The organism is Hymenobacter citatus (genome assembly GCF_014333615.1).
Taxonomy (GTDB): Bacteria; Bacteroidota; Bacteroidia; order Cytophagales; family Hymenobacteraceae; genus Hymenobacter; species Hymenobacter citatus.
In genome coordinates this window covers 99,818-123,282 of sequence record NZ_JACSCY010000003.1, presented here as the reverse complement: position 1 = coordinate 123,282, position 23,465 = coordinate 99,818, and the positions used below count along the sequence as shown (strand labels likewise).

Sequence of the window (23,465 nt, the reverse complement as noted above, 5' to 3'; positions counted from 1 at the left end):
AACGACGGGCGGCTGCCAGCCGCCCCTACGCCTACCAGTATGCAGGATATAGAAAAAGAATTTGGGCCCACCAGTTGGTCCATCAACAATAAGACGAGCATTTACATCATCACGCTGATCTTGTGCATCGCGGGGGTATTTGCGTACATCAAGCTCGGCAAGGAGAAGTTTCCGGATATCGTGATTCCGCGCATTATCGTGGCCACGGTGTACCCCGGCACGTCGCCTACCGATATTGAAAACTTGGTGACGCGCCAGCTCGAAAAGGAGATTAAGAGCGTGAACGGGGTGAAGAAAATCAACTCCACCTCCAACCAGGACTACGCCATTGTCGACGTAGAATTCAACTCCGGCGTGGATGTGCAATACGCCAAGCAGCTCATCAAGGACGCCGTGGACAAGGCCAGCTCCGAGTTGCCTAATGATTTGCCTACCCCGCCCACGGTGCAGGAAGTGAACATATCGGAGCAGCCGATTATGTACATCAACCTGGCCGGCAACCTGCCGCTGAGCCAGCTGAAAGCCTACGCTGACGACTTCCAGGACAAGATTGAGGCCCTGCCCGAAATTACACGGGTAGACATTGTGGGGGCCCTGGAGCAACAAGTGAACGTGGACGTGGACCTGAACCGCCTGCGCGCTTCCCGCCTCAGCTTCACCGACATCAGCAATGCCATTGCCCGCGAGAACATCACCATCTCGGGTGGCTCGGTGGACGTGGGCAACCAGAAACGCGCCGTGCGCGTGGCCGGTCAGTACGCCAACGCCGCCAACATTGCCGATATCCAGATCAAGAACCTGAACGGTTCGGCCATTCGCCTCGGCGATATTGCTACCGTGACGGATGCGTTCAAAGACCGCGAATCCTACGCCCGCCTCGATGGTAAAACCGCCATTACGCTGAACGTGGTGAAGCGTCAGGGCGAAAACCTGATTGAGGCCTCGGATAAGATCAAAACGATTATTGCCGATGCCGAGCAAACCCTACCCAAGGAGCTGACCATCACCGTGACGGGCGACACCTCGAACGACACCCGCGTGACGCTCAACGACTTGATCAACACTATCATCATCGGCTTCCTGCTGGTAACGTTGATCTTGATGTTCTTCATGGGTACCACCAACGCCCTGTTCGTGGGATTGTCGGTGCCGCTGTCGATGTTCCTGGCCTTCGTGCTGCTGCCTACCCTGGATTTCTCGCTGAACATGATTGTGCTCTTCGCCTTCCTGCTGGCGCTGGGCATTGTGGTGGACGACGCCATTGTGGTTATCGAAAACACGCACCGCCTGCTGCACGAACACCCCGAAATGACCACGGCCCAGGCCGCTAAATACGCTGCTGGTGAGGTATTTGTGCCCGTATTGGCCGGTACGCTCACCACGGTAGCGCCTTTCGTGCCGCTGATGTTCTGGCCCGGTATTGTGGGCTCGTTCATGTTCTACCTACCCGTCACGCTCATTCTCACGCTGATGTCGTCGCTCATCGTGGCCTTCATCATGAACCCGGTATTTGCCGTGTCGTTTATGGAACGCGAGGAAAACCACGGCGGCAAAGTGGTGGCCTGGAGCGAGTTGTCTACACTGGCGAAGCTGTCGATTGGCGCGGTGGCCGTAATTGCCGTCATTGGTTACATCAGCGGCTCTACCTTCCTGGGCAATCTGATGGTAACGCTGCTGGCCTTCATCTTCCTAAACAACTATGTGTTGGTGAAGCTGATTGCCGGGTTCCAAACGAAAGTGCTGCCGCGCTTCCAGAACGGTTACCAAAGCCTGGTACGCTGGGCGCTCAACTGGCCGATAGCTATTATGGTGAGCATGATCGTCCTATTTGTGGTAGCGTTCATGGCGGTAGGCGCCCGCTCGCCCAAGGTGGAGTTCTTCCCCAGCGGTGACCCCAAATTCATCTATACCTACCTGAAAATGCCGGTGGGCACGCGGGTAGAGGTAACGGACTCGGTGGCCCGCATTCTGGAGCGGCGCATCTACGGCGTTATCGGCCGCAACAACCACGATGTAGAATCGGTGATTACCAACGTGGCCATTGGTGCCGGTGACCCTGGCGAAGCCACGGCCACTGGCGTGTCGCAGTCCAACCTGGCGAAGATTGGCGTGGCATTCAAGGAAACCAGTGAGCGGACTGGTCCGGCTACTAGTATGTACATGGACAAAATTCGGGAGGTGGTGAAAGGTATTCCGGGCGCCGAAATTTCGGTGGATAAGGAAGCCAGCGGCCCGCCTGTGGGTAAGGAAATTGCCATTGAGGTGGCTGGTGATGACTATCCTACCCTCGCCAAGCTCTCCAAGAAAGTAACGCGCTACGTCGACTCGCTCAACATTGGCGGCATCGAGCAGCTACGTTCCAACTTGGAAGACCGCAACCCCGAAATTGCGGTTGACATCAACCGGACCCGCGCCAACCGCGAGGGCATCAGCACGGCCCAGATTGGCTCCGAGGTGCGCACGGCCATCTACGGCTTCGAGGCCAGCAAATTCAAAACCCCCGACGATGAGTACCCCATTCAGGTGCGCTACGCTGAGCCCTACCGCAACGATGTGGACGCCATCCTGAACTCGCCCCTGACCTTCCGCGACGCGACTGGCCAGGTGCGCCAGGTGCCCATCTCGTCGGTGGCCGATGTGAAATACGGCACCACCTACGGCGGCATCAAGCGCAAGGACACCAAGCGCGTGATTACGATTTCCTCGAACGTGCTGGGCGGCTACACCGGCCCCGACGTGGTGCGCAACATCGAGCAGGCGCTGAAATCCTTCCCTACCCCGCCCGGCTACACCATCCGGATGGGTGGCGCGCAGGAAGACCAGCAGGAAACCAGCTCGTTCCTGGGCATTGCGGCCATCGGCGCCATCGGCCTGATCTTCCTGGTGCTCGTGACGCAGTTCAACTCCGTAAGCAAGCCCATCATCATTCTCACCGAAATCATTTTCTCCGTGATTGGGGTAATGCTGGGCCTGGCCATCACGGGCATGAACATCAGTATCGTGATGACCGGGGTAGGGATTATTGCCCTGGCCGGTATTGTGGTGAAAAACGGTATTCTGCTGGTTGAATTCACCGATATGCTCCGCTCGCAGGGCATGAAGCTGCGGGAGGCTATTATTCTGGCCGGCCGCACGCGTCTGAACCCGGTAATCCTGACGGCCACGGCCGCCACCCTGGGCCTGATTCCGTTGGCTATCGGTCTGAATATTGACTTCTACGAGCTGTTCAACTCCGGCCACCCCAACTTCTTCATCGGTGGTGAATCGGTGGTGTTCTGGGGGCCGCTGGCCTGGACGATTATTTTCGGGTTGGTGTTTGCAACCATTATCACCCTGTTGGTAGTCCCCGTGATGTACCTGCTCAACGAGCGGCTACGGGCCAAGATTACGGGCGTCGACCCCGACGCTCCGCGCGAGGCCCCGGCTGATGCGGAGGAGGTGCGCGCTGCCCGCCCGCCGGTGTTGGCCGAAGCGTAATCAGTATTTCACAGTAATTTCACGCCAGCGTAACCAACCTTACCGGCTGTTGCCTGCTCTAAGGGGTAGCAGCCGGTAAGAATCGGCCCCGACCGCTGCCGGTTGCTGCAACTGCGGTGTTTCTTTTTCTCCCTTTATGTTACCTACCACTACCCCAGCCGTTAAATCCATCGAGCAGCAAGTGTTGCGCATTGTTAGTCAGCGCCGGCCCATGCGCCCCGTTCGTCTGCGTAGCCGCCTCAACCACGAACTGGGCTTCGACCAACTTGATGTAGTCAACATCATTCTGGCTTTGGAGCAGAGCTTCCACATCGTCATCCCCGATGAGGTACCGCTCACTACCGTAAGCGACTTTGTGGCTTACGTAGCCGAGCATACGCCCGAAACAGCCAGCCAGGCAGCTTAATATAGCTGCTAAACAGAGAGGCCCGCAACACAGCTGTGTTGCGGGCCTCTCTGTTTACGAGGGGTAGGGCCTGTATCGCCTACCGGATATTGCCTCCTGTGTCGGGGCCAGCGGTGTTGGGCTGGCGGCTGCCGCTGGTAGTAGAAGGTACCACATCGGGCTGCACATGCGAGTCGGAGGTAGTATCGTTGTCCAAATCCGTTGTGCCGGCTTTCTTAGCCGATTCGGGAGCTTCTTGCGCAGGCGCATGGGCAGAAGCAGGGGCGGTCTGAGCGGGTGTTTGTACGCGTGGAGCGGTATCCGCTACAGTTGCGCTGAAACCGGTGGCTACGGCGCTATCCTGTACCACCACTGGCCGGGTTTTTTCCCACTCCGCAAATTTATCGAGTTGTTCCTTGAGCGTGGAGGTGAACCACGCTATCAGGGCCACATCATCGAGTAGGCCAATTACCGGGATAAAGTCCGGAATCACGTCGATGGGGCTCAGGAAATAGATAAGTACAGCTACGGCTGCCAAGATAGAAGAAGCTGGCAGGCCCGTATACTCGCCCGTGCTGGCCGAGCGCACCAACCGAATCAGCGTTTGCACGGTTTCCCATGCCTCGTGTGCCAGGTTGCCCAACTCGTTTTTCTCGCGGGCTTTGTGGTACGCATCGTTCAGTAGCTGTTTGATGCGCAGGGGCTTATTCAGGTATTCTTCGGCTTTGCCCAGAAACTTCTTGAAGATTGGGGAAGAAGCAACATGTTCGCCTTTAGGTGCTTTCGTAGCCATAGGGTAGGAGAGTAAAAAAATACAAGGGTGTGACTATTATAAATGGCCACCGATGCTACATACTAGATCAACCGGAAATAGTTGTAGCTGAAACGAAGGTAAAAAAAAGCCCCGTTCGCGGGAACGGGGCTTTCGAAGCATAAGTAAAAAGGCAAATGGGCTAGTTGAGGGCTACCCGGCCAGCGGCGTAGAAGTTGCGCTGGTAGTAAGCCTGTTTCAGAGAGCTAACCATCACGCCGCCATTGGTGGCAGAGTGGGCAAATTTGCCATCGTTGAGGTAGATGCCTACGTGGTAGATGGGCTGGCCCGGCCCGCGGCGGAAAAACACCAGGTCGCCGGGCTGCATTTCGTCTTTGGCCACATGCTTCACATTTTGGAACATGGAGCGCGAGCTGCGTTGCAGCGTGATGCCGTATACTTCCTTGAACACCCGCGTCACGAAGCCCGAGCAGTCGGTGCCGCGCTTGGAGTTGCTGCCGTAGCGGTAGGGCGTACCCAGCCAATCGAGCACGGTTTCCAGCAGGTTCTTGTCTTCGGTGTGGTCGAGCGATACGCCGAGCTTCTGCTCGTAGTGGGCGTAGGCCACCGAATCGTTGGCGAAAGCAGGCAGTGCGGTGCCGTCGGCAAAACCAGAAAAGTCGGGGAGAAGCGAGGCTTGAGCTACTATGGGCGCCGAATTGTTTGTTTCGGGAGTGCGCTCAAAGAAAAACGAAAGGGCCATCGAGGCAGCGGCGAGGCAATACAGAATTCTGTTGTTCATTGTCCGTCGTAGGGTGGCGAAAAGCTGCGGCCAATGCGGAAAAGGGCACGCTAGCAGAGAGAAAGTACTTCGATAAAAAGCAACTGCTATAAGCAGAAAATAAGGAAGCAATAAAGAAGTGGTCAGGCTGGTAAAACCTCGGTATTCCTAGGATACCAGATTTTTAAAGCTAACCCGTAATGAAGGAGCTATCCAAGCAAAGCCGATATTTTATTCCTATTTTATTCGCTAAATTCAACAAGTGAGTCAAAAAATTATATAAAACTGAAAACTACCTTGGGGTATACACCGTATAAATCGGCCCAAATTTTATACATGGAAATAGCGCCCGTTATCGAAAATTCTCCTTTCGCCCGCATTGCCCGCATGGTGCTCAAATCGCGCAGCGTGGCCATGGTATTGGGCGGCACCATTCACCTGAGTGGGGCTACTAAAGAGGAATTTCTGCGCGACCCGCGCTGGGTGGCGCACGAGATGTGCCACATCCGGCAATACCAGCAGTATGGCCGGGTAGGGTTTCTGCGCCGCTACCTGCGCGACTGGCTGCGCCACGGCTACTATCATATTCCGTTTGAAGCCGAGGCACGGCTGGCCGGCGACCAGGAGGCGCACCTCTACGCCAACGGCCGCCCCGTGCCTTCGCGCGCCGACTCGCATAAGGGCGCCGGCGAGGCGTAGTGAGAACTCTCAACCCAGCATGAACCACATAAAAAATGCCGCCCCACGGAGGTAGGGCGGCATTGGTAGTAGCACGGCGGGTAACCTATTTCGTTGGTTCAAACTTCTTCTGGTTGCTAAGGGCCAGCCACGTATCGGGGATGACCTTGGTCATGGCTGCCAGGAGCTTGTTGCTCACGCCCGAGATAACGCGGGTTTCGCCCTTCATCAGGGCCTCGTAGCCGTCCTTGGCTACCTCTTTAGGGTCGGCTTTCTGACCTTGTCCTTCCTCGGTATGCTCGGCATGGGCCGTGTAGAAGAACTCCGTTTCGGTGGCGCCGGGGCACAGGGCCGTTACGGTCACGCCAGAATCTTTCAGCTCCACCGTGAGGGCTTCGGAAAAGGAAAGTACGAATGCCTTGGTGGCACTATAGACTGCTAGCAAAGCGCCGGGCTGAAAAGAAGCCAGGGAAGCAAGCTGCAAAATCCGGCCTTTACCGCGCTCCTTCATGTCGCGCCCGAATAAGTAGGTAAGTTCTACAAGCGCTGTCACATTGGTGTTGATGCAATTCAGGTTGCGATTTATATCAGACTCCAGGAAAGCGCCCGCCAGGCCGAAACCAGCATCATTTACCAGAATATCCACCTGCAAGCCCTTGCTTTGCACTTCGTCGTAGACGCGCTGGGCGGCGCCGGGGGCGCTCAGATCCTGCGTGATGAGGGTAGGGGTGATGTTGTGCTTGCTTTGCAGATGCTCCGCGAAACCTTGCAACCCGCCGGGATTCTGGTCAACTAGCACCAACTGGTACTGGTCTTTGGCAAAGAGATGGGCTAGCTCTTGCCCAATGCCACTGGCGGCACCAGTGATGAGCGCAACGGAATAATTCGGGTCTTTGGCCATGAGAGTAGGGTAATCGGATGGATAGGGAAATGCCAGCACCAAAGCGTAGCAACGGAATATCATACTACGGTAGCCCAGGCAGAGTTATAGTCGAGATTAATCAGGACGGACAGTAATCGGGTTGGTAATGCAACTAAACGTAAGGGTTTTACGAAAAAAGAAGGCAGCACAAATTCGCTGCCCGCGTAGTGGCTCTGTCCCTGCGCGCTTCTCTCACTCGCTTTAGATCTGTTTCACTTATGGCAAACAAAACTCGCAATCAGCAGTCCACACGTACCACTTCCAGCGCCTCTACGTCAGGCATTTCGGCCGGCGTTGTGTCTACGGGGGCTAGCAGCCACACCGACCCCGGCAGCTACCGCAACGACGATTCTAATCCGGCTCAGGATCTGGACCTCAGCCCAACTCCCGCCCCCCGTTCGCGCGGTTCCTGGATTGAAGGCGTCAACCAGCTTCCGCAGCAAGTGAAAGAGTGGAGCAGCAAAGCCGTTGACCAAGTGAGCGGCCTGAGCACCACTCAAAAGGTGGTAGGCGGTGCCCTGCTGTTGGGCGGTATTGGCTGGCTGTCGTGGCGTGCCAAGAACAGCGGCGTCGACGCAGATGAGTCGTCGTATGATGCCGTTACGAGCGCCCGTCCGTGGGGTAGCACCAACCGCACAGAGATAGACCCGCAGTTTCAGCCGGTAACCAGCTACCGAAACGGCTTGGCCGGCGATACGGTAGTTGAGTAAACGCTTGCTATACGCACAAAAAAACAGCGCCCCGATGAATTTCTTCATCGGGGCGCTGTGCGTTGAGAGCCTTCTACGGGACTCGAACCTGCGACCTGCTCATTACGAATGAGCTGCTCTACCAACTGAGCTAAGAAGGCGTTTCCGAGGTATCCGGCGCTACCAAGGGCTGCAAAGATAGCCAGACGTTCAGAAACTATACAACTCGTAGTGCCAAAAAATATGGATGCTGGTTGAAAAAGGGTGGCATAACCCCACATTACGGTTTGGCGTTGGAAAGATACCCGTGCTGCATCGCCCGGCGGCGACGGATACTCTATCTGATTTCTTACTCATGAAGAAAAATAAACCTTCTGCCCTTGTGCAGGCCCTTGGTAGCGGCCTGGCCGGCGCCGTGGCAGTGACTCTGCTACACGAAACCGTGCGCCATCTGCGCCCCGCCGACGCTCCTCGCATGGATGTGCTCGGTGAGCGAGGCCTGCGCAAGCTGCTGGGCAAAGCCGACGCACCCCAGCCCGATGAAGAATCGGCCTACTACCTTACCATGGCCGGCGACCTGCTCAGCAATGGCCTTTATTACAGCCTGGTGGGTAGGGGCAAGGGTACGTGGTGGCGTGGTGTAGCTCTAGGCGTAGCGGCTGGGGTAGGCGGGGTAGTACTGCCCGGCCCAATGGGATTAGGCGAAGCACCCAGCAACCGCACACCCCAAACCAAGGCCATGACGGTAGCGTGGTACCTGGTAGGCGGCGTGGTAGCGGCGGGTGTATCGCGGTGGTGGAGCAAGAGCCGTAAATCGTAGTGCAGTAGGCTGGCCTTGACGTTCCGGCACTTTCCGGCATCTTTGCTGCGTGATGAAACAACTCCGTAAACTGCTGGTGCGGGCGCTGGGCTTCGAGCGCTACATTCGTCTGGTAAGCCGCGTGTATTTGCGGCTGGTGGGCGCGGGGTGGGGTAAGAAGAAGTACCCAGAGCTATTTTTCCTGCAAAAGCTCATAAAGCCGGGCTTCGTTTGCCTAGATATTGGGGCCAACCTGGGGTACTACTCCGTAGCCCTGTCGCGGCTGGTAGGCCCAGAGGGTAGGATACTGGCTGTGGAGCCCATTCCCGATTTCCAAGCCATCTGGAAGGATAACGTGAAGCTGAGCGGATTTGATAATCTGACGCTGCTGCCCTATGCCTTGGGTGGGCAAAACCAAGTGGTGCAAATGGGCACGCCCGAGCGTCACGGCCTGTTGCACCACGGCATGACTAAGGTAGCCAGCAGTAACCCTCACGAGCACTACGCTCGCACCTACGAGGTGCCCATGCGCGTACCTGATGAGCTGCTGCGCGACCTCACCCGCCTCGACTTCATAAAGTGTGATGTGGAAGGGTTTGAATCAGAGGTGTTTGCGAACTTGCAAGCCACGTTGCGCCGCTTTCAGCCTCTGATCCAAACCGAGCTAAATGGCCTGGAAAACCGCCAAAAGGTAGTAGCTGTGCTGGCCGGCCTGGGCTATAAACCATTTGTGCTCTCCGAGCGTTTGGAATTGGTACCGTGCTCGGCGGCGCAGCTCACCAGCGCCGTCACGGCCGACTTTTACTTTCAACCTACCCCCACGGCGGTATAGCCGGGTGTTTTTGTATTGATGGGCAAATTCCTGCTTTTCCTCTTCGTTTTCTTTTTCCTGGTTCGCTACGTGGTGCCGCTGGTACTGCGCTTCGTAGTAGGCCGCTTTCTGCAAAAGCACGCCCGGCGCTACGGCGACGCGTTTGGCCAACAAGCCCCATTTGGGCAGCCCCGGCCGTCGTCGCCCCCGCCCGCGCCCGGCCAGGTGCGCGTCGATTACGTGCCGCCAAAAACTGCCAAAGCGGGCGACAAAGACTTTAAGGGTGGCGAATACGTTGATTTTGAAGAAGTGAAATAGCCACTTAGCTGTGTAGCCGATAGATAAGGCTGTGCCCCCGTTGGCAACCCGTTTGTGGTTGCTGGCGGGGGCACAGTCCTTACTAAATGAAATAAACATTCTACCTTCGGGGCTGCTTCGCCGGGCCGGGGGGCCGGGCGGGCGTATCAGGCTTCTTTCTTCCTCGGATGACTACTGTTTCTCCCGCTCCCGCGCCGTTGTGGCGCCGCGTACTGCCGCACTTGCTGGCGGTGGTATTCTTTCTGGTACTGGTGGCCGTGTACTTCGCCCCGATTCTGTTTGAAGGCAAAAGCCTGGCGCAGCACGACATTGTGCAGTTTCAGGGTGGCGCCCACGAAGCGGCGCAGTACCGTGAGGTGACGGGCAAGGAAGCTCTCTGGACGAACTCCATGTTCTCCGGCATGCCTACCTACCTCATCAGCACCCGCTTCCCCGGTGACCTATCCATCTACTTGCACCAGCTATTTACGCTGGGTTTGCCGGCTGTGGTAGCCAACCTGTTTCTGACGTTGCTCTGCGGCTACGTGTTGTTTGTGGTGCTGGGCGTACGGCCATTGGTAGCCACGGTAGGAGCCATTGCCTTGGGTTTCACCAGCTACAACCTCATTATTCTGGCGGCGGGGCACAACACCAAGTCGTTGTCGTTGGCCTATGCGCCGCTGGTACTGGCGGGGCTATTGATGGCGTTTCGGCGCAATAAGTGGCTGGGGGCCGGGCTGTTTGCGCTGGGCCTGACCATGAATGTGCGCTCCAACCACCTGCAAATCACCTACTACCTGCTGCTGCTGGTGCTGGTGTTTGGTATTGTGGAGCTGGTGGCTGCCGTGAAAGAAAACCGCCTGAAAGACTTCTTTACCCGCACGGCCCTACTAGGCGTGGCGGCGCTGCTGGCGGTAGGCGTGAGCTTTGGCCGCCTCTACACCACGGCCGAGTACGGCAAATACTCTATCCGTGGTAAGTCGGAGCTGACGAAGGCGCCACCTACTGCGCCCGGCCAGCCTGCCGCGAGTGAGGACGCCCCCAGCGGCTCTGGCCTCGACCGGGACTATGCCTTTGGGTGGAGCTACGGGGTAGGCGAAACCATCACCCTGCTGATTCCTAACTACTACGGTGGCGCATCGTCGGGCGCTCTGAGCGAAAGTTCGGCCACGGCACAAGCCCTAGGCGGCCTGGGTGTGCCGCCCGTGCAGCTACACGAGTACTTGCAGCAGTTGCCGCTTTATTGGGGCGCGCAGCCTATCACCAGCGGCCCGGTATACGTGGGTGCCATTGTATGCATGCTGTTTGTGCTGGGCTTATTTGTGGCCGACCGCCGCACGCGCACCTGGTTGCTGGTGGCTACCATCCTATCGATTATTCTGGCCTGGGGCAAAAACTTCGAGACGTTCAACAACCTGATGTTCGACTACTTCCCGGCTTATAACAAATTCCGGTCGGTGTCGATGGCGTTGGTAATTGCCCAGCTGGCTATGCCATTGCTGGCGGTGCTGGCACTGGCGCGGGTGCTGCGCGCCCGTGTGATGGCTCCGGCGGCTACCCGTCCCGGCCTGCCACAACCTAAGGTAGAAACTCCCGAAACCGCCGACCTCAAGCGCAAGCTACTCTATGCCGTGGGCAGCACCATTGGCGTGTGCGTACTGGCCTACTTAGTAGGGCTAGGGCTGGATTTCTCAGCGCCTATCGATACGCAATTGCAGCAGCAGGGCTTCCCGCTGGATGCTTTGCGCCAAGACCGCGCCTCGCTGATGCATACTGATGTGCTGCGCTCCATCCTGTTCATCGCCTTTGCGGGCGGAGTACTATGGATGTTCTTGCAGCGCAAAATCACGGCGACGGTAGCAGCGGCCCTAGTAGGCCTACTTACGCTGGTGGACCTGTGGGGTGCCGACAAGCGCTACCTCAACGACAGTAACTTCCAGCGCGGTACTGTGGCCCAACAGTTTGTTCCTACGGCCGCCGATCAGCAGATTTTGCAGGATAAAGATCTGAGCTTCCGGGTGTTTAATCTACAGGCGCCTTTCCAGGAGGCCAACACCTCTTATTTCCACAAGAGTATTGGTGGCTACCACGGCGCCAAGCTGCGCCGCTATCAGGATTTGTACGAGTGGCAGATTGCGCGCAACAACATTCAGGTGCTTAATATGCTGAATACGCGCTATATCATTATGCCGCCGCAGCAGGCTGGGCAAACGGAGCAAGTGCAGCGCAACCCCGCCGCCCTGGGCAACGCCTGGTTTGTGAGCGACATTGAGAAAGTACAGTCGCCTGATCAGGAAATCAATGCCCTCAGCAGCTTCAACCCGGCCACTACGGCGGTGGTGGATGTAAGCAAATTTCCGCTAGCGGAAACCTCCTACCTCACGGCGGGCTCTACCATCAAGCTCACTGCCTACTCGCCCGACGAGCTGAAGTATACCTACAACGCGACCCAGCCGGGCTTCGTGGTGTTCTCCGAAATCTACTACAAGGATGGCTGGAACGCCTTTATCGACGGCAAGCCTGCACCCTACGTGCGCGCCAATTACGTGCTGCGTGCTATGCAGGTGCCGGCCGGTCAGCACACTATCGAGTTTAAATTCGAGCCCAGCGCGTACTCCATCGGCAACACTATCTCGCTGATTTCTTCTATTCTGCTGGTCGTGCTGTTGGTAGGCGGCATCGTGTACGCCGTGCGCCGCCAGCCCACACCCGATGCCGTATCGGATGATTTGCTGATGGCGTAGACGTAGTGAAGTTGTGAGTTTGCGAATGACACACGCTTTTTCACCACTTGTTACGCTTTTAGAGCCCGCTGCCGCCCGGCACAACATTCGACTGCTCTTGCTGCGCGACGATCTGGCGCACCCGGCCCTACCCGGTAACAAGTGGCGCAAGCTCAAGTACAACCTACTGGAAGCCCACCGCCTCGGTCATGATACGCTGCTGACCTTTGGTGGAGCCTACTCCAACCACCTGGCTGCCGTGGCCGCGGCTGGTCCCCTGCATGGCTTCCAAACGGTAGGGGTAGTGCGTGGTGAGCCTACACTGCCGCTCAACCCTACCTTGGCCGGGGCGCAGGCCCACGGCATGCAGCTCCGCTACCTCGACCGCGCTACCTATCGCCGCAAAACTGAGCCAGAAGTGCTGGCAGAGTTGCTACAAGAGGTAGGACCGGCCTACGTGATTCCCGAAGGTGGCTCCAACGCGCTAGCCTTACCCGGCTGCGCCGAGCTGGTAGCGGAGCTGGCCGCCAAAACGGATTTCGACTACCTCTGCGTGGCCTGCGGTACGGGCGGTACCCTCGCGGGGCTGCTTACTGGCCTGGCCGGCACGCGGCAAGCCGTAGGCGTAGCCGCCCTGAAAAATGCCGACTTCCTGCGTGCGGATATCGACGCGCTAACGCACGCAGACACTGGTGCTACCTATACCAACTGGCAACTGCACACCAGCTACCACCTAGGGGGCTATGCTGCCTACTCTGCCGAACTGATGGCGTTTATTCGGCAGTTCCAAACGCGGCACGGGGTGCTGCTCGACCCGCTGTATACTGGTAAGCTGCTCTACGCCATTCTGGATTTGCTGGAACAGGATTACTTTGCACCGGGCAGTACGGTAGTGGCGGTGCATACGGGTGGGTTGCAGGGCTGGCAGGGTTTCCGGCAGCGGTTTGAAAGCCGTAGCGCGTGGTGGCCGACGGTAGGGTAGGGAAGCAGGTTGTATAGTGTGCTACCGAAAAGGCGCCGGAGCCATTTTGCGCAACGGAATCAACCACCCGGTTTGTGCGCCTATCTGGACCTTTCCGGCCGAATTATCGTTACTAGCGCAACCTTAGCTATAAATCTACTCCCGCCCCGCATGATTCGTTTGCTTCGCCGCCTGTTGCCGTTGTTGTTCTTAGTAGCGTTAGGTTGGTTTTTGTGGGATAAAGTGAAGCCTACCCTGGACGATTGGGGCAAAAACCCGCTGGATATGGAGCCCAAAATCACTGTGACGCACAACACGGTGCTGGAAAAGATTGAGGGATTAGGCCGCTTGGAGCTAGTGCGCTACCAGTTTAAAGACGTAGTGGAGTATAAAAAGGAATATTCCCGCTTTCTGCCCAACGCCAAGGTAGCTCTCATTGTGGCTGGCAATGCCATTGGCTGCCTCGATTTGCAGAAAGTGCGCCCGCAGGATGTGGTCTTTGTCGGCGACTCTATAGTGCGGGTAGCGCTACCCCCCGCACAACTCTGCACCTGGCAAATAGATCATACCAAGAGCAAGGTGTATTCCATCGAAAACGGCTATTTTCAGGATGCCGAGCTGGTGGACGCGGCCTACAAATACGCTGAAGCCAACGTGCGCCGCGCCGCCCTGCAATCGGGTATTCTGGCCCAAACCCAGCAAAATGCTCAGAAAATTCTGCGTCCCATGCTGGAAACTCTCACCGGCCGCCGCGTAGTGCTCACGCAGCAAACCGCCCCCCCGCAGGCGCCCGCGAGGCGATAGGGCAGGAGAGCAGGAACGACGTAGGGACGGCTTGCAGCCGCCCGTTCGCGTGGTTGGGCAATGGAGGGGGTAGGGTGAAGTTCGTCTGTCATGCTTCGACTCCGCTCAGCATGACGCATTATTATACCTTATCCTACTCATCCTCATCCGGCTCTCTACCCAAATCATCCAACGCCATGCGGATCAGGTCTGATTCGTAGCCTTTCAGGGTAAGATACTGCGTGAGTTTGAGGCGGCGCTTGCGTGGATTCGGCTCTTTTTCCTGAGCATCTTTTTTCTCTACCAAGTCGGTGAGGTTCTGGTAGTATTCGTCGCCGTCGATTTCCTTCAGGCCAGCTTTGATGCAGAAGTCCGACAAGCCTTTCTGCTTCAGCTCCTGCGTGATGCGGCGGCGCCCCCACTTTTTCTGGCGGTAGTGGCCACGCACGTAGCTGCGAGCGTAGCGCTCCTCGTCGAGCAGGTTTTCGCGGCTGAGCTTAATGATGATTTCGCCGGCCTCGTCTTCAGTCAGGCCGTAGCCGCGCAGTTTACTTTCGGTTTCCTTAAACGTACGTTCCTGATAGGCACAGAAAGAGGCAATCTTGTGCAGCGCTTCGCCGGGCGTGTAGGTTTTCGGTTTCTTATCGGGTTGATACATGCAGAAGAATAAGAATTGGTAAGATAACGAGGATAGTACGGGCCGCGTTCCGATGTCGAGAGCACTACGTTGCATAAATGAGCAGCGCGGGAACAACAGGCAACCTTTGCCTGGCAAAATCCCTCTATCTTCACAGTTCCCGTGTTTATTGCAAAAGTTGATGCGCTACCTGCTGCTTGTATTATTGATGGTGACTGAGTTGTCGGCACGGGCAGGCATTGTGCGTGGCCTCGTGACGGATACGCAAAACCAGCCGCTGGCTTTTGCCAACGTGGCCGTGCGCGCCACGACTACCAGCACCGCCACCAACGAGCAGGGTCGTTACCAGCTGCGCCTGGAGCCGGGCCAGTACGAGCTGGTGTTCCAGTACGTCGGCTTCAAGCCGCGCCTGCAAACCGTGCGCGTGGCCGGCGGCGACACCGCCACGGTGCTCAACGTGCAGCTCACGCCCGAAAACTACCAGCTCAACGAGGTAGTGGTGCGCGCCTCCGACCGCGACCCGGCCTACGCCCTGGTGCAGCAAGCCATCAACTGGCGGCGCTACCACGAGCGGGAAGTGGCCGCCTACCGGGCCCGCCTCTACGTGAAAGCTCTAGGCCGCCTTTCCGACGTGCCGGGTAAGGTGCTGGGCCTCGTCAAGATTGGGCCCGACATCAAACCGGGTATCTTCTACCTCTCCGAAACCATTTCCGACATCACCTTCCGCCAGCCCAACGTCATTCAGGAAAAGATGCTGTCGAGTCGCGTAAGTGGTGATTCCAAGCGCGTTAGTTTCAACATTGCCAGCGCCGGCAAGGGACTGAATTTTTACAGCAACCTGCTGAAAAGTAGCTTCTCCCAGCGCGGCTTTGTGTCGCCGATTGCCAGCAACGCCATGCTGTTCTATCAGTACGAGTTGGTGGGCTCTACCCAGCAGGGCAACTTGCTGATTCACAAAATCCGCGTGACGCCGCGCCGCCGCGCCGATCCGGCGTTTTCGGGCTTCATCTACCTGATTGACGGCACGTGGCGGCTCTACTCTGTGTCGCTCGACCTCGATAAAAGTGCCCAATTGGAGTACGTCGACCACGTGCACCTGGAGCAGCAGTTTATGCCCGCGCCGGGGCCCTCTGGGGTGTGGGTGATTCAGTCGCAGAAAGCTACGGCTACGTTTGAGGCGTTCGGGTTTAAGGGTAGCGCCAACGCCACGGCGGTGCTGTCGAATTACAGCGTAGTGCCTACTTACTCCACGCCCCAGCAAGTGGCTGCGCCGCCCGCGCCGGAGCCCGTGGCCAACGCCCCCGTGGAGCGCGAAACTGTGGCCGATGTACGCAAGCAGCGCCCTACCCTGCGCGGTCTTAATCAGAAGGTGAAGCAACGCCTGCGCCGCAGCAACGCCGACTCTATCAACACCGCGCTGGGCATTGTGGAGCCCTTGCGCCGCGGCGAGATTCAGCGGGTAGAAGCCGGTGCCACCAACCGCGACTCGGCCTTCTGGAACGAGGCGCGCCCGGTGCCCCTCACGGAGGAAGAACAGTTGGATTACCACGTGAAGGACAGCACCGAGGTGGTGCGCAACTCGCGCCCCTACCAGGACTCGCTGGACCGCAAGCGCAACGAGCTAGGGGTAGGCAAGCTGCTGCTCAGCGGCTACACGCATAATAACACGTTCGCCAAGCGCCGCCTGTACGTGCGGCCGGTGTTCAACATCCTGCAATACAATACGGTAGAGGGTGTGGTAGCCAATGCCGAAGCCACCTACACCCAGGATACCGATGACCGGCGGCGCTTTCAGTTCACGCCCATCATCCGCTACGGTTTTGCAGCGAAGCTACTGAGCCCCTCGGCGCAAATAGACTGGCAGCTGGACCCGGTGGTGCTGCGTCGCCTTACCGTGCAGGTAGGCCGCACGGTGGAAAACTTCGCCGAAAACACCCAGCTTACACCCTTCATCAACTCGGCCTATACGCTGCTGCGCAACCGCAACTACGCCAAGCTCTACCAGCGGCGTGGGGCCGAGGTGGCCTATCTCACCGAAATCACCAACGGCCTGACCGTGCGCGGCGCCGTGAACTACTACGACCGGCGCGAGCTGTTCAATAACACCTACGACCTGCTCATCGACGTGCCCGGCCGCGCGTTCACGCCCAACACGCCCGCCAACGCCGAGTTGGTCGATACGGGTTTTGGCCGCAGCCAGGCCCTCACCCTGGAGCTGACCGCTACCTACCAGCCCGGCCAGCGCTTCCTGTCGCGCCCCGATGGCAAGGTGAACCTCTACACCCGCAAGCCGCAGTTCCGTTTCACGTTTTTGCAGGGCGTGCCCTCGGTATTTGGGTCCGATGTGCGCTACACGCGCTTGGCGGCGGGCATCCGGCAGAGCGTGCAGATGGGGCTATTTGGGACGGGTACCTACGATGTGGCGGGCGGTGGCTACTTAGGTTCGCCGCGCCTGCAGTTCATGGACTACCGCCACTTTGCCGGCAACCAAACCATTTTGACGGGCAACTTTGCACAGTTTCAGCTGCTGGACTACTACCAGTACAGCACCCGCCGCGCCTACCTCGAAGCGCACTACAACCAGCATTTCAACGGGTTTTTCCTGAACAAAGTACCGCTGCTACGCCGCCTGAAATGGCAGGAAGTGGCTTCGGTGAACTACTTACATACCCGCGCTGCGGGGCACTATGTAGAACTGGGCGTGGGTATCGAGCACATCTTCAACATCCTGCGCATTGATGGCTATACGGCCCTGCAATCGGGCGAGAGGGTAGGGACGGGCGTGCGGATTGGGTTGGGGTTTTAAGAGCTGTTACATAATGTTTTAGGGTACTATGCAACCTTCTCTTCGGGAGTAGGGCTCCATTCGCTACACCTATACTGATAAGCGATGAAGACACAGATACGTATTGCATTGTGTGCCTCTTTGATGGGAGTGTTGTGGGGAAGTGCTGGCTGCACGAAAGAAGAAGGACCACTGGATGAAAACCTGGTAGGCCGTTGGACTTTGACTGGCCGGTATCATGGTTGGGGCGGATATGTTGCCGCTGACCCTGCCAAGCCTGAAGCCATAGAGTTTGACGCGAAGGGGCGCGTGTGTTACTACGAGAGCAACGTGCAGACGCGCAAAGCCACCTACCGGCTTAAAACCAGCTCCGAATCAAACGCTAATATGGATATCAGAGGCGGAGGTGGTAGCCAGGTATACAGCATCCATGGCGACAGTCTGTCTATCGGAATGCCTGATAACGTGGCTGATGGTAGCACATATTTCTACTGCCGTGTCTGTGCTGGTTCGGACAAAAGTAAATAGCTAGCCGCGTAGCGGCGGCAGGTTGGTAGTAGTTGTAAGTAACCAATAAATAGCGCCGCGTAGCGGTGCAAGAAACCCTGGTATCTCTTGCACCGCTACGCGGAGTTGTTGGTTTCCTAAGCGGTTTTCTACAAACCTGTTGCCGCTCTGCGGCACGTCGCGGCAGCATTAGGACCAAAGAACCAGATCCGCAACGCGCCTATTTCTCCGCTTGCAAACGCGCTACAACTGGTCCTCCAACTGCCCTGCCCCGCACGTTATACAACACAATCGACACCAGAATAACCGCATACGCCCACAGCTCCACCGGCCGCGGTTGCTCCCCGAAATACCAGAACGCCAACACAAAACTCACCACCGGGTTCAGGTACATCATGATGCCCACGGTGCCGGAAGTGAGGCCATTGAGAGCGTAGAGGTTGAGGAATAGGGGCAAGACGGTGAAGCCAATGCTCAGGATAGCAGCAAAGAACAATAGGTGCGTATCGGCAAAGCCAGCGGCTAAGTCGGCCCCCAGCAGCGGCGCGGCAGGTAGGAGAATGACCGTTGCTAATAGTAGTTGAATGGTGAGCAGCACCAGACGGTCGTAGCCCTGCACAATCCGTTGGGTGATAAGGTAGAGGGCGTAGGTAATGGCCACAACCAGGCTCATCAGCAAGGAGCGTAAGTCGCCGGTAACGAGTAGGGTACAGCTCAGTGCACTCAGGCCTACGGCCAGCCACTGCGGCAGCCGTAGCCGCTCGCGCAACAGCAGAAACCCCAGCAACGACAGCAGAATCGGGCAGATGAGGTAGGCGAACGAGCCCGCTTGCACGCTCACCTGGTTGATGACGTAGATAAACAGCAGCCAGTTGCTCATCAACAGCAAGCCGCCTACCACCGTGCCACCCGCTACGCGCCATTGTTCTCGATGCGAAGCTGCCCGATACTGCCGTAGCGTAGCGCGCACCACGCCCACGCGCCCTACCCCATGCAGCACCAGCAACACCAGTACCGACAGCAACACCCGAAACAGCAGAATCTGCCCACTCGGGTATACCGTGAGCTGGCGTAGGGGTAGGGGAAAGAACCCCCAGATCAGGAAGGCGGTGAGGGCGGCTACGTAGTAGCGGGAAGTTTTCATAGAGGCCAGAAAGGGCGCAAAGATACGCTGCCAGCTGCGGGCCGCCCGCAACCGTTTTACCTTTGTGGCGGTTGTATTGCTCGCTATGCTTCAGTTTCTCGATTTGCCGGCTCTCACGGGCGGCACCCTGCTTCAAACGCCCGCCACACCCGCGCCCGTGCAGCACCTGTTGCTAGATAGTCGCCGCGCCGATGCCCAAGCGGGCGGCGTGTTCTTCGCCCTGCGCGGTGCCCAGCACGACGGCCACCGCTACCTTGCAGAGGTGTACCAGCGCGGCGTGCGCCTGTTCGTGGTCGACCAGCCTGATGGCTTGCCCGCCCTACCCGGCGCTGGCGTGCTGCTGGTGCCCGATAGCCTGGCGGCGCTGCAAGCCGTGGCCGCCGCGCACCGGCGGCGGTTTCGCCTGCCCGTATTCGGCATCACGGGTTCTAACGGCAAAACCATTGTGAAAGAGTGGCTGGCCCAACTGCTAAGCCCCGATGAACTGGTGTGCAAGAGTCCGCGCAGTTACAACTCGCAGGTGGGTGTGCCGTTGAGCGTATGGGAACTGAACGCGTCGCACACGCTGGGTATCTTCGAGGCGGGTATTTCGGAGCCGGGCGAGATGACGCGGCTGGCTCGCGTGGTGCAGCCTACCCTGGGCCTCTTCACTACCCTCGGCACGGCCCACGATGCGGGCTTTACTTCGCCCCAGCAGAAAGTAGCGGAGAAGATGCAGCTGTTTGCTGGGGTTGATATGCTGTTTTATTGCCGCGACCAGGAGCTGGTGCACGCTGCCGCTCAGCAGCTGCCCAAAAGCGTGCAACGCTTCACTTGGAGCCGCTTTCATCCCTACGAGGCCAACGTGGCCGTCACGCTGCTGGAGTCGGCCGCCGACCGCACCACCGTGCGCCTGGCCATGCAGCGCCCCCTGTTGCAGGAGCACACGTTTACCCTACCCTTCGCCGATGAGTCTTCGGTGGAAAACGTCCTGCACTGCCTCTCGGTGCTGCTGTGGCGGCAGGTGCCCGCGGCCGAAATCCAGCGCCGGCTAGACCGCTTGCAGCCCGTGGCGATGCGCCTGGAAATGAAGCAGGCTCTCAACGACTGCTACGTACTCGACGACACCTACAACAACGACCTGGCCGGCCTCACGCTGGCCCTGGATATGCTGGCCCGCCAGCCGCGCCGGGGCCGCCGCACGCTCATCCTGTCCGATGTTCTGGAGTCTGGTCTGAAATCCGATGAGCTGTACGGACGCGTGGCCCGACAGCTGGCTACCCACGGGGTAGAACGGCTGGTAGGCATCGGCCCGGAAATCAGCACACACCAGCGTATGTTTGATGGCATCGAGCAGGAGTTTTATCCGGATACCGAAGCCTTCCTGACTGGTTTTCAAGCCGATGACTTCCACCAAGAAACTATCTTAGTAAAGGGTGCCCGCCGCTATGGCTTCGAGCGGATTGTGGCGGCGTTTCAGCAGAAAATTCACGGCACGGTGCTGGAAGTGAACCTTGATGCGCTGGTGCACAATCTCAACTACTACCGCCAGCGCCTCGCCGCCGATACCAAGCTCATGGTGATGGTGAAGGCTTTTGCTTATGGTAGCGGCAGCTATGAGGTAGCCAACCTACTCCAGTTTCACCGTGCCGACTACCTCGCCGTGGCTTATACCGACGAAGGCGTGGACTTGCGTGAGCACGGCATCAGCCTCCCCCTGATGGTGATGAACCCCTCGCCCGACAGCTTTCAGAAGCTTCGTCAATATCATTTGGAGCCCGAAATCTACTCTTTTGAGCGTCTGCACGAGTATCTACGAGCTGCCCGCGAGCAGTCCCTACCCGCCATTCATCTCAAACTCGATACCGGTATGCGCCGCCTGGGATTCGGCGAGGAAGACTTGGATGAGCTATGCCAAGTGCTGCAAGCCAATGCTGCCAACTTGCGCGTAGCCAGCGCCCTCACCCACCTAGCTGGTGCCGACGAAGCCCAGCACAATGACTTCTCGCAGCGCCAGTTGGCCACTTTTCAGCGCATGACGCCCCGCCTCGAAGCAGCTTTGGGTTATTCTATCCTCAAGCACGCGCTCAACTCGGCGGGTATTATTCGCTTTCCGGCGGCACATTTTGATATGGTGCGGCTGGGCATCGGGCTCTATGGGGTAGAAGCCACTGGCCAGCAGCCCGACGCTCTGCGCCCGGTTAGTACGCTGCGCACCACCATTTCCCAGATCAAAACCCTACCCGCCGGCGAAACCGTGGGCTATGGGCGCCGCGGCCAGGCTGTTGACTACAACCGGCGCATTGCCACCCTGGCCATTGGTTACGCCGATGGCTACGACCGACGCTTTGGAAATGGGGTAGGGGAGGTGCTGGTGCGCGGGCAGCGCGCGCCACTGGTAGGCAATGTGTGCATGGATATGTGCATGGTAGACGTGACGGGCATTGCTGACGCCAAAGCTGGCGACGCTGCCATCCTCTTTAGCGAAGGCCTACCCCTCACAGAGTTAGCGATGCGCATCGACACTATTCCGTATGAATTGCTGACCAATGTGAGCGAGCGAGTGAAGCGAATATTCGTGACGGAGTAGAAGACTGAAGAAGAAAGTGGAGAATATAAAAACACCTTTCTTTCTATATATATCGTACACTAGCCCTACATACTCCCTCACCTATAGTTCAACATGAAAAAGCAATTTCTTTCTCTATTCGCCGCAACAGCGCTTTTAGCCTCGTGCAGCGACCTGAAAAACCCAGAAACTAAAAACGAGCCCCAGGAAGCTACCGCCGACACGGCAGTGGTGTACCGCAACGGTGAAACACCCGGCACCTTGGCCGACTCCGTTGGTAACGATATCAGTAATGCAGCCGCAAAAGCTGGTAACGCCGTCGAAAATGCTTGGGACATGACCAAGGCTAAATTGGCGGATACTAAACTGGAAGAAATCGACCTGCCCGAAATTACCGTGCGCGGAGATGAGCGCTACAACGTATATGGGTTAGAAGAAAAAGTGCTGTTCGATACGGATAAAGCCGTTATAAAACCATCGGCAACACGTGCCTTATCTGAAATCAGTGCGTCTATCGGCCGCCGCTACGCAGGTAAGGACATCCGTATTCTAGGTTTTGCCGATTCGCGAGGAGACAAAAGCTACAACCGTGACTTAAGCGCCCAACGCGCGGCGGCCGTAAAAGACTGGCTCGTAAAAAATGGCCAGATGAAAGCTGAGCGCATTAGCTTAGAGCCGCTAGGCGAGACAGCGCCAGTGGCTTCCAATGCAACAGCTGCCGGCCGCCAGGAAAACCGCCGCGTCGAAATTGCAGTACTGAAATAATATCTTCCTGAATTATAACGACAAGAGCCCGTGCTATGTAGCACGGGCTCTTGTCGTTATAATTCAGGGAGTACAGTCTTTTAATCTTTCAGCATGTCTACCTCCGCCCGAATCATGGCGTTGTAGCGCTGACCGTTGCTAGCCAGGGTGAGCAGGCTCCAGCCTTTGCCCATAGTATAGCTCCAGGTACGGCTCTCCTTGAACTCGAAGGTAGGGCGCAGGATCTGGCCGTAGGGCGTATAGGTATCCATAAAGTTGGTGGTGTAGAACTTGTCACCACTCACAATCCACTCCATGGCCACAAAAAAGCCCTCGGTGGGTGCCTCAATATTATAGGTAGTGAGGTCTACGGTATACCACTCGCCGCCCTTGGGCGCCGACACAACCACGTTTTCGGTGAGCAAGTCGGTATTGGGCGAGTTGTAGTTGCCGTCGGCACGGTAGATGCGCACGCGGAATGGCTCTCGGGGAAAACCGTTTTCCCCGATGTAGAACGACACCGAGCGCACGTTGCCGAGCTTCTTGTTCTTGTCATTCTTAACGAAGAACGCATACTGGCTGCCGGGCATACCCTGGATCATGCCTTCGCCGGGCGTGTTGTTGCGCGACCCCAGCGACAGATCCTTCACCTTGGCGCCTTTTACGGTTACGTTGGCCAGCTCCACCACGCGGCGAGGAACCTCCACAATCATGTCGGGCACGTTCACGCCGCGCTTTATGGCAACAGCTTTGCGGTAGTAACCCAGCGCCAGGATAATCAAGGAGTCTTGCGGCGACTTTTCGGGCGCGGCGAGCTGGAAAAAGCCAAACTCGTTGGTGAGTGCACCGGTTTGTTCTTCCTTCAGTCCTAAAGAGGCAAAAGGAATAGGCTCCTTCGTCTCCTTATCAACGATACGGCCGGAGATTCGAAACTGTCCTGCTGCTTGGTCCTGAGCAAAGCTCAAGGCAGGTAGGAAGAGAGCAAAAGCAAGGAGGGTGAGTAGTCGTCTGAGCATAATAGAGTACGCTTGTATACTCCAAAA

19 protein-coding genes and 1 tRNA gene are annotated in these 23,465 nt (G+C 57.6%); 13 read left to right on the top strand and 7 right to left on the bottom strand.

All coding sequences use genetic code 11. The features are described from left to right. Positions 1 to 39: 39 nt before the first annotated feature. Both H8B15_RS04850 and H8B15_RS04845 read left to right on the top strand, forming a co-directional pair. The gene (locus tag H8B15_RS04850; RefSeq protein ID WP_187318817.1) at positions 40 to 3,477 is read left to right on the top strand and encodes an efflux RND transporter permease subunit; all 3,438 of its coding nucleotides are present in this window, start codon (positions 40 to 42) and stop codon (positions 3,475 to 3,477) included. Between the two features lie 136 nt (positions 3,478 to 3,613). Beyond that, positions 3,614 to 3,883: an acyl carrier protein gene (locus H8B15_RS04845; protein ID WP_187318543.1), complete on the top strand. Its 270-nt coding sequence runs from the start codon at positions 3,614 to 3,616 to the stop codon at positions 3,881 to 3,883. 79 nt (positions 3,884 to 3,962) lie between these two features. On the opposite strand, the gene H8B15_RS21350 is transcribed toward H8B15_RS04845, so the two are convergent. Beyond that, positions 3,963 to 4,655: a YkvA family protein gene (locus H8B15_RS21350; RefSeq protein ID WP_187318542.1), complete on the bottom strand. Its 693-nt coding sequence runs from the start codon at positions 4,653 to 4,655 to the stop codon at positions 3,963 to 3,965. A gap of 160 nt (positions 4,656 to 4,815) precedes the next feature. Next, entirely contained in the window at positions 4,816 to 5,415 is a 600-nt protein-coding gene (locus tag H8B15_RS04835; RefSeq protein ID WP_187318541.1) for a C40 family peptidase, read from the bottom strand. A gap of 315 nt (positions 5,416 to 5,730) precedes the next feature. Between H8B15_RS04835 and H8B15_RS04830 the strand changes: the two genes are divergently transcribed. Then, positions 5,731 to 6,093: a hypothetical protein gene (locus H8B15_RS04830; RefSeq protein ID WP_187318540.1), complete on the top strand. Its 363-nt coding sequence runs from the start codon at positions 5,731 to 5,733 to the stop codon at positions 6,091 to 6,093. Positions 6,094 to 6,178: 85 nt separating this feature from the next. Here the strand turns inward: H8B15_RS04830 and H8B15_RS04825 are convergent, their stop codons facing one another. Continuing rightward, positions 6,179 to 6,973, bottom strand: a complete 795-nt coding sequence (locus tag H8B15_RS04825) for an SDR family NAD(P)-dependent oxidoreductase (protein ID WP_187318539.1) — start codon at positions 6,971 to 6,973, stop codon at positions 6,179 to 6,181. 239 nt (positions 6,974 to 7,212) lie between these two features. Here H8B15_RS04825 and H8B15_RS04820 point away from each other — a divergent pair, with 239 nt between their 5' ends. Further along, positions 7,213 to 7,704: a hypothetical protein gene (locus tag H8B15_RS04820; protein ID WP_187318538.1), complete on the top strand. Its 492-nt coding sequence runs from the start codon at positions 7,213 to 7,215 to the stop codon at positions 7,702 to 7,704. 67 nt (positions 7,705 to 7,771) lie between these two features. Here the strand turns inward: H8B15_RS04820 and H8B15_RS04815 are convergent. Then, positions 7,772 to 7,844: transfer RNA gene (locus H8B15_RS04815), tRNA-Thr, on the bottom strand. 194 nt (positions 7,845 to 8,038) lie between these two features. On the opposite strand from H8B15_RS04815, the gene H8B15_RS04810 reads away from it, so the two are divergent. The 6 genes from H8B15_RS04810 (at position 8,039) to H8B15_RS04785 (ending at position 14,078) form a co-directional block, all read left to right on the top strand. After that, positions 8,039 to 8,503, top strand: a complete 465-nt coding sequence (locus tag H8B15_RS04810; protein ID WP_187318537.1) for a hypothetical protein — start codon at positions 8,039 to 8,041, stop codon at positions 8,501 to 8,503. A 52-nt stretch (positions 8,504 to 8,555) separates the two neighbouring features. Next, positions 8,556 to 9,314, top strand: a complete 759-nt coding sequence (locus H8B15_RS04805; protein WP_187318536.1) for an FkbM family methyltransferase — start codon at positions 8,556 to 8,558, stop codon at positions 9,312 to 9,314. Between the two features lie 18 nt (positions 9,315 to 9,332). After that, complete coding sequence (locus H8B15_RS04800; RefSeq protein WP_187318535.1) at positions 9,333 to 9,611, top strand: DUF4834 family protein; 279 nt, start codon at positions 9,333 to 9,335, stop codon at positions 9,609 to 9,611. A 167-nt stretch (positions 9,612 to 9,778) separates the two neighbouring features. Beyond that, entirely contained in the window at positions 9,779 to 12,334 is a 2,556-nt protein-coding gene (locus tag H8B15_RS04795; RefSeq protein WP_187318534.1) for a YfhO family protein, read from the top strand. A gap of 25 nt (positions 12,335 to 12,359) precedes the next feature. Further along, on the top strand, positions 12,360 to 13,295 hold the full coding sequence (locus H8B15_RS04790) for a 1-aminocyclopropane-1-carboxylate deaminase/D-cysteine desulfhydrase (RefSeq protein WP_187318533.1): 936 nt from the start codon (positions 12,360 to 12,362) through the stop codon (positions 13,293 to 13,295). A gap of 150 nt (positions 13,296 to 13,445) precedes the next feature. Continuing rightward, positions 13,446 to 14,078, top strand: coding sequence for a DUF4230 domain-containing protein (locus H8B15_RS04785; RefSeq protein ID WP_187318532.1), 633 nt, complete (start codon positions 13,446 to 13,448; stop codon positions 14,076 to 14,078). Positions 14,079 to 14,211: 133 nt separating this feature from the next. On the opposite strand, the gene H8B15_RS04780 is transcribed toward H8B15_RS04785, so the two are convergent. Further along, positions 14,212 to 14,715: a regulatory protein RecX gene (locus H8B15_RS04780; protein WP_187318531.1), complete on the bottom strand. Its 504-nt coding sequence runs from the start codon at positions 14,713 to 14,715 to the stop codon at positions 14,212 to 14,214. A gap of 160 nt (positions 14,716 to 14,875) precedes the next feature. On the opposite strand from H8B15_RS04780, the gene H8B15_RS04775 reads away from it, so the two are divergent. Continuing rightward, positions 14,876 to 17,500 carry a DUF5686 and carboxypeptidase regulatory-like domain-containing protein gene (locus tag H8B15_RS04775; protein WP_187318530.1) on the top strand — a complete coding sequence of 875 codons (2,625 nt, stop codon included), beginning with the start codon at positions 14,876 to 14,878 and terminating at the stop codon, positions 17,498 to 17,500. A 706-nt stretch (positions 17,501 to 18,206) separates the two neighbouring features. On the opposite strand, the gene H8B15_RS04770 is transcribed toward H8B15_RS04775, so the two are convergent. Continuing rightward, positions 18,207 to 19,130 carry an EamA family transporter gene (locus tag H8B15_RS04770; RefSeq protein ID WP_187318529.1) on the bottom strand — a complete coding sequence of 308 codons (924 nt, stop codon included), beginning with the start codon at positions 19,128 to 19,130 and terminating at the stop codon, positions 18,207 to 18,209. An 85-nt stretch (positions 19,131 to 19,215) separates the two neighbouring features. Between H8B15_RS04770 and H8B15_RS04765 the strand changes: the two genes are divergently transcribed. Continuing rightward, positions 19,216 to 21,699 (top strand): bifunctional UDP-N-acetylmuramoyl-tripeptide:D-alanyl-D-alanine ligase/alanine racemase, encoded by a 2,484-nt coding sequence (locus H8B15_RS04765; RefSeq protein WP_187318528.1) that lies wholly within the window; start codon positions 19,216 to 19,218, stop codon positions 21,697 to 21,699. A 93-nt stretch (positions 21,700 to 21,792) separates the two neighbouring features. Next, the gene (locus H8B15_RS04760) at positions 21,793 to 22,443 is read left to right on the top strand and encodes an OmpA family protein (RefSeq protein WP_187318527.1); all 651 of its coding nucleotides are present in this window, start codon (positions 21,793 to 21,795) and stop codon (positions 22,441 to 22,443) included. An 80-nt stretch (positions 22,444 to 22,523) separates the two neighbouring features. On the opposite strand, the gene H8B15_RS04755 is transcribed toward H8B15_RS04760, so the two are convergent. Beyond that, positions 22,524 to 23,438, bottom strand: a complete 915-nt coding sequence (locus tag H8B15_RS04755; protein WP_187318526.1) for a carboxypeptidase-like regulatory domain-containing protein — start codon at positions 23,436 to 23,438, stop codon at positions 22,524 to 22,526. Positions 23,439 to 23,465 lie beyond the last annotated feature (27 nt).

Excerpts from the sequence above, each read along its gene's own strand:
- H8B15_RS04790 (WP_187318533.1), top strand. The coding sequence starts at position 12,360 with ATGACACACGCTTTTTCACCACTTGTTACGCTTTTAGAGCCCGCTGCC.
- H8B15_RS04810 (WP_187318537.1), top strand. The coding sequence starts at position 8,039 with ATGAAGAAAAATAAACCTTCTGCCCTTGTGCAGGCCCTTGGTAGCGGC.
- H8B15_RS04845 (WP_187318543.1), top strand. The coding sequence starts at position 3,614 with ATGTTACCTACCACTACCCCAGCCGTTAAATCCATCGAGCAGCAAGTG.
- H8B15_RS04765 (WP_187318528.1), top strand. The coding sequence starts at position 19,216 with ATGCTTCAGTTTCTCGATTTGCCGGCTCTCACGGGCGGCACCCTGCTT.
- H8B15_RS04830 (WP_187318540.1), top strand. The coding sequence starts at position 5,731 with ATGGAAATAGCGCCCGTTATCGAAAATTCTCCTTTCGCCCGCATTGCC.
- H8B15_RS04775 (WP_187318530.1), top strand. The coding sequence starts at position 14,876 with ATGCGCTACCTGCTGCTTGTATTATTGATGGTGACTGAGTTGTCGGCA.
- H8B15_RS04760 (WP_187318527.1), top strand. The coding sequence starts at position 21,793 with ATGAAAAAGCAATTTCTTTCTCTATTCGCCGCAACAGCGCTTTTAGCC.
- H8B15_RS04770 (WP_187318529.1), bottom strand. The coding sequence starts at position 19,130 with ATGAAAACTTCCCGCTACTACGTAGCCGCCCTCACCGCCTTCCTGATC.
- H8B15_RS04835 (WP_187318541.1), bottom strand. The coding sequence starts at position 5,415 with ATGAACAACAGAATTCTGTATTGCCTCGCCGCTGCCTCGATGGCCCTT.
- H8B15_RS04825 (WP_187318539.1), bottom strand. The coding sequence starts at position 6,973 with ATGGCCAAAGACCCGAATTATTCCGTTGCGCTCATCACTGGTGCCGCC.
- H8B15_RS04850 (WP_187318817.1), top strand. The coding sequence starts at position 40 with ATGCAGGATATAGAAAAAGAATTTGGGCCCACCAGTTGGTCCATCAAC.
- H8B15_RS04780 (WP_187318531.1), bottom strand. The coding sequence starts at position 14,715 with ATGTATCAACCCGATAAGAAACCGAAAACCTACACGCCCGGCGAAGCG.
- H8B15_RS04795 (WP_187318534.1), top strand. The coding sequence starts at position 9,779 with ATGACTACTGTTTCTCCCGCTCCCGCGCCGTTGTGGCGCCGCGTACTG.
- H8B15_RS04800 (WP_187318535.1), top strand. The coding sequence starts at position 9,333 with ATGGGCAAATTCCTGCTTTTCCTCTTCGTTTTCTTTTTCCTGGTTCGC.
- H8B15_RS04785 (WP_187318532.1), top strand. The coding sequence starts at position 13,446 with ATGATTCGTTTGCTTCGCCGCCTGTTGCCGTTGTTGTTCTTAGTAGCG.
- H8B15_RS04805 (WP_187318536.1), top strand. The coding sequence starts at position 8,556 with ATGAAACAACTCCGTAAACTGCTGGTGCGGGCGCTGGGCTTCGAGCGC.
- H8B15_RS21350 (WP_187318542.1), bottom strand. The coding sequence starts at position 4,655 with ATGGCTACGAAAGCACCTAAAGGCGAACATGTTGCTTCTTCCCCAATC.
- H8B15_RS04820 (WP_187318538.1), top strand. The coding sequence starts at position 7,213 with ATGGCAAACAAAACTCGCAATCAGCAGTCCACACGTACCACTTCCAGC.
- H8B15_RS04755 (WP_187318526.1), bottom strand. The coding sequence starts at position 23,438 with ATGCTCAGACGACTACTCACCCTCCTTGCTTTTGCTCTCTTCCTACCT.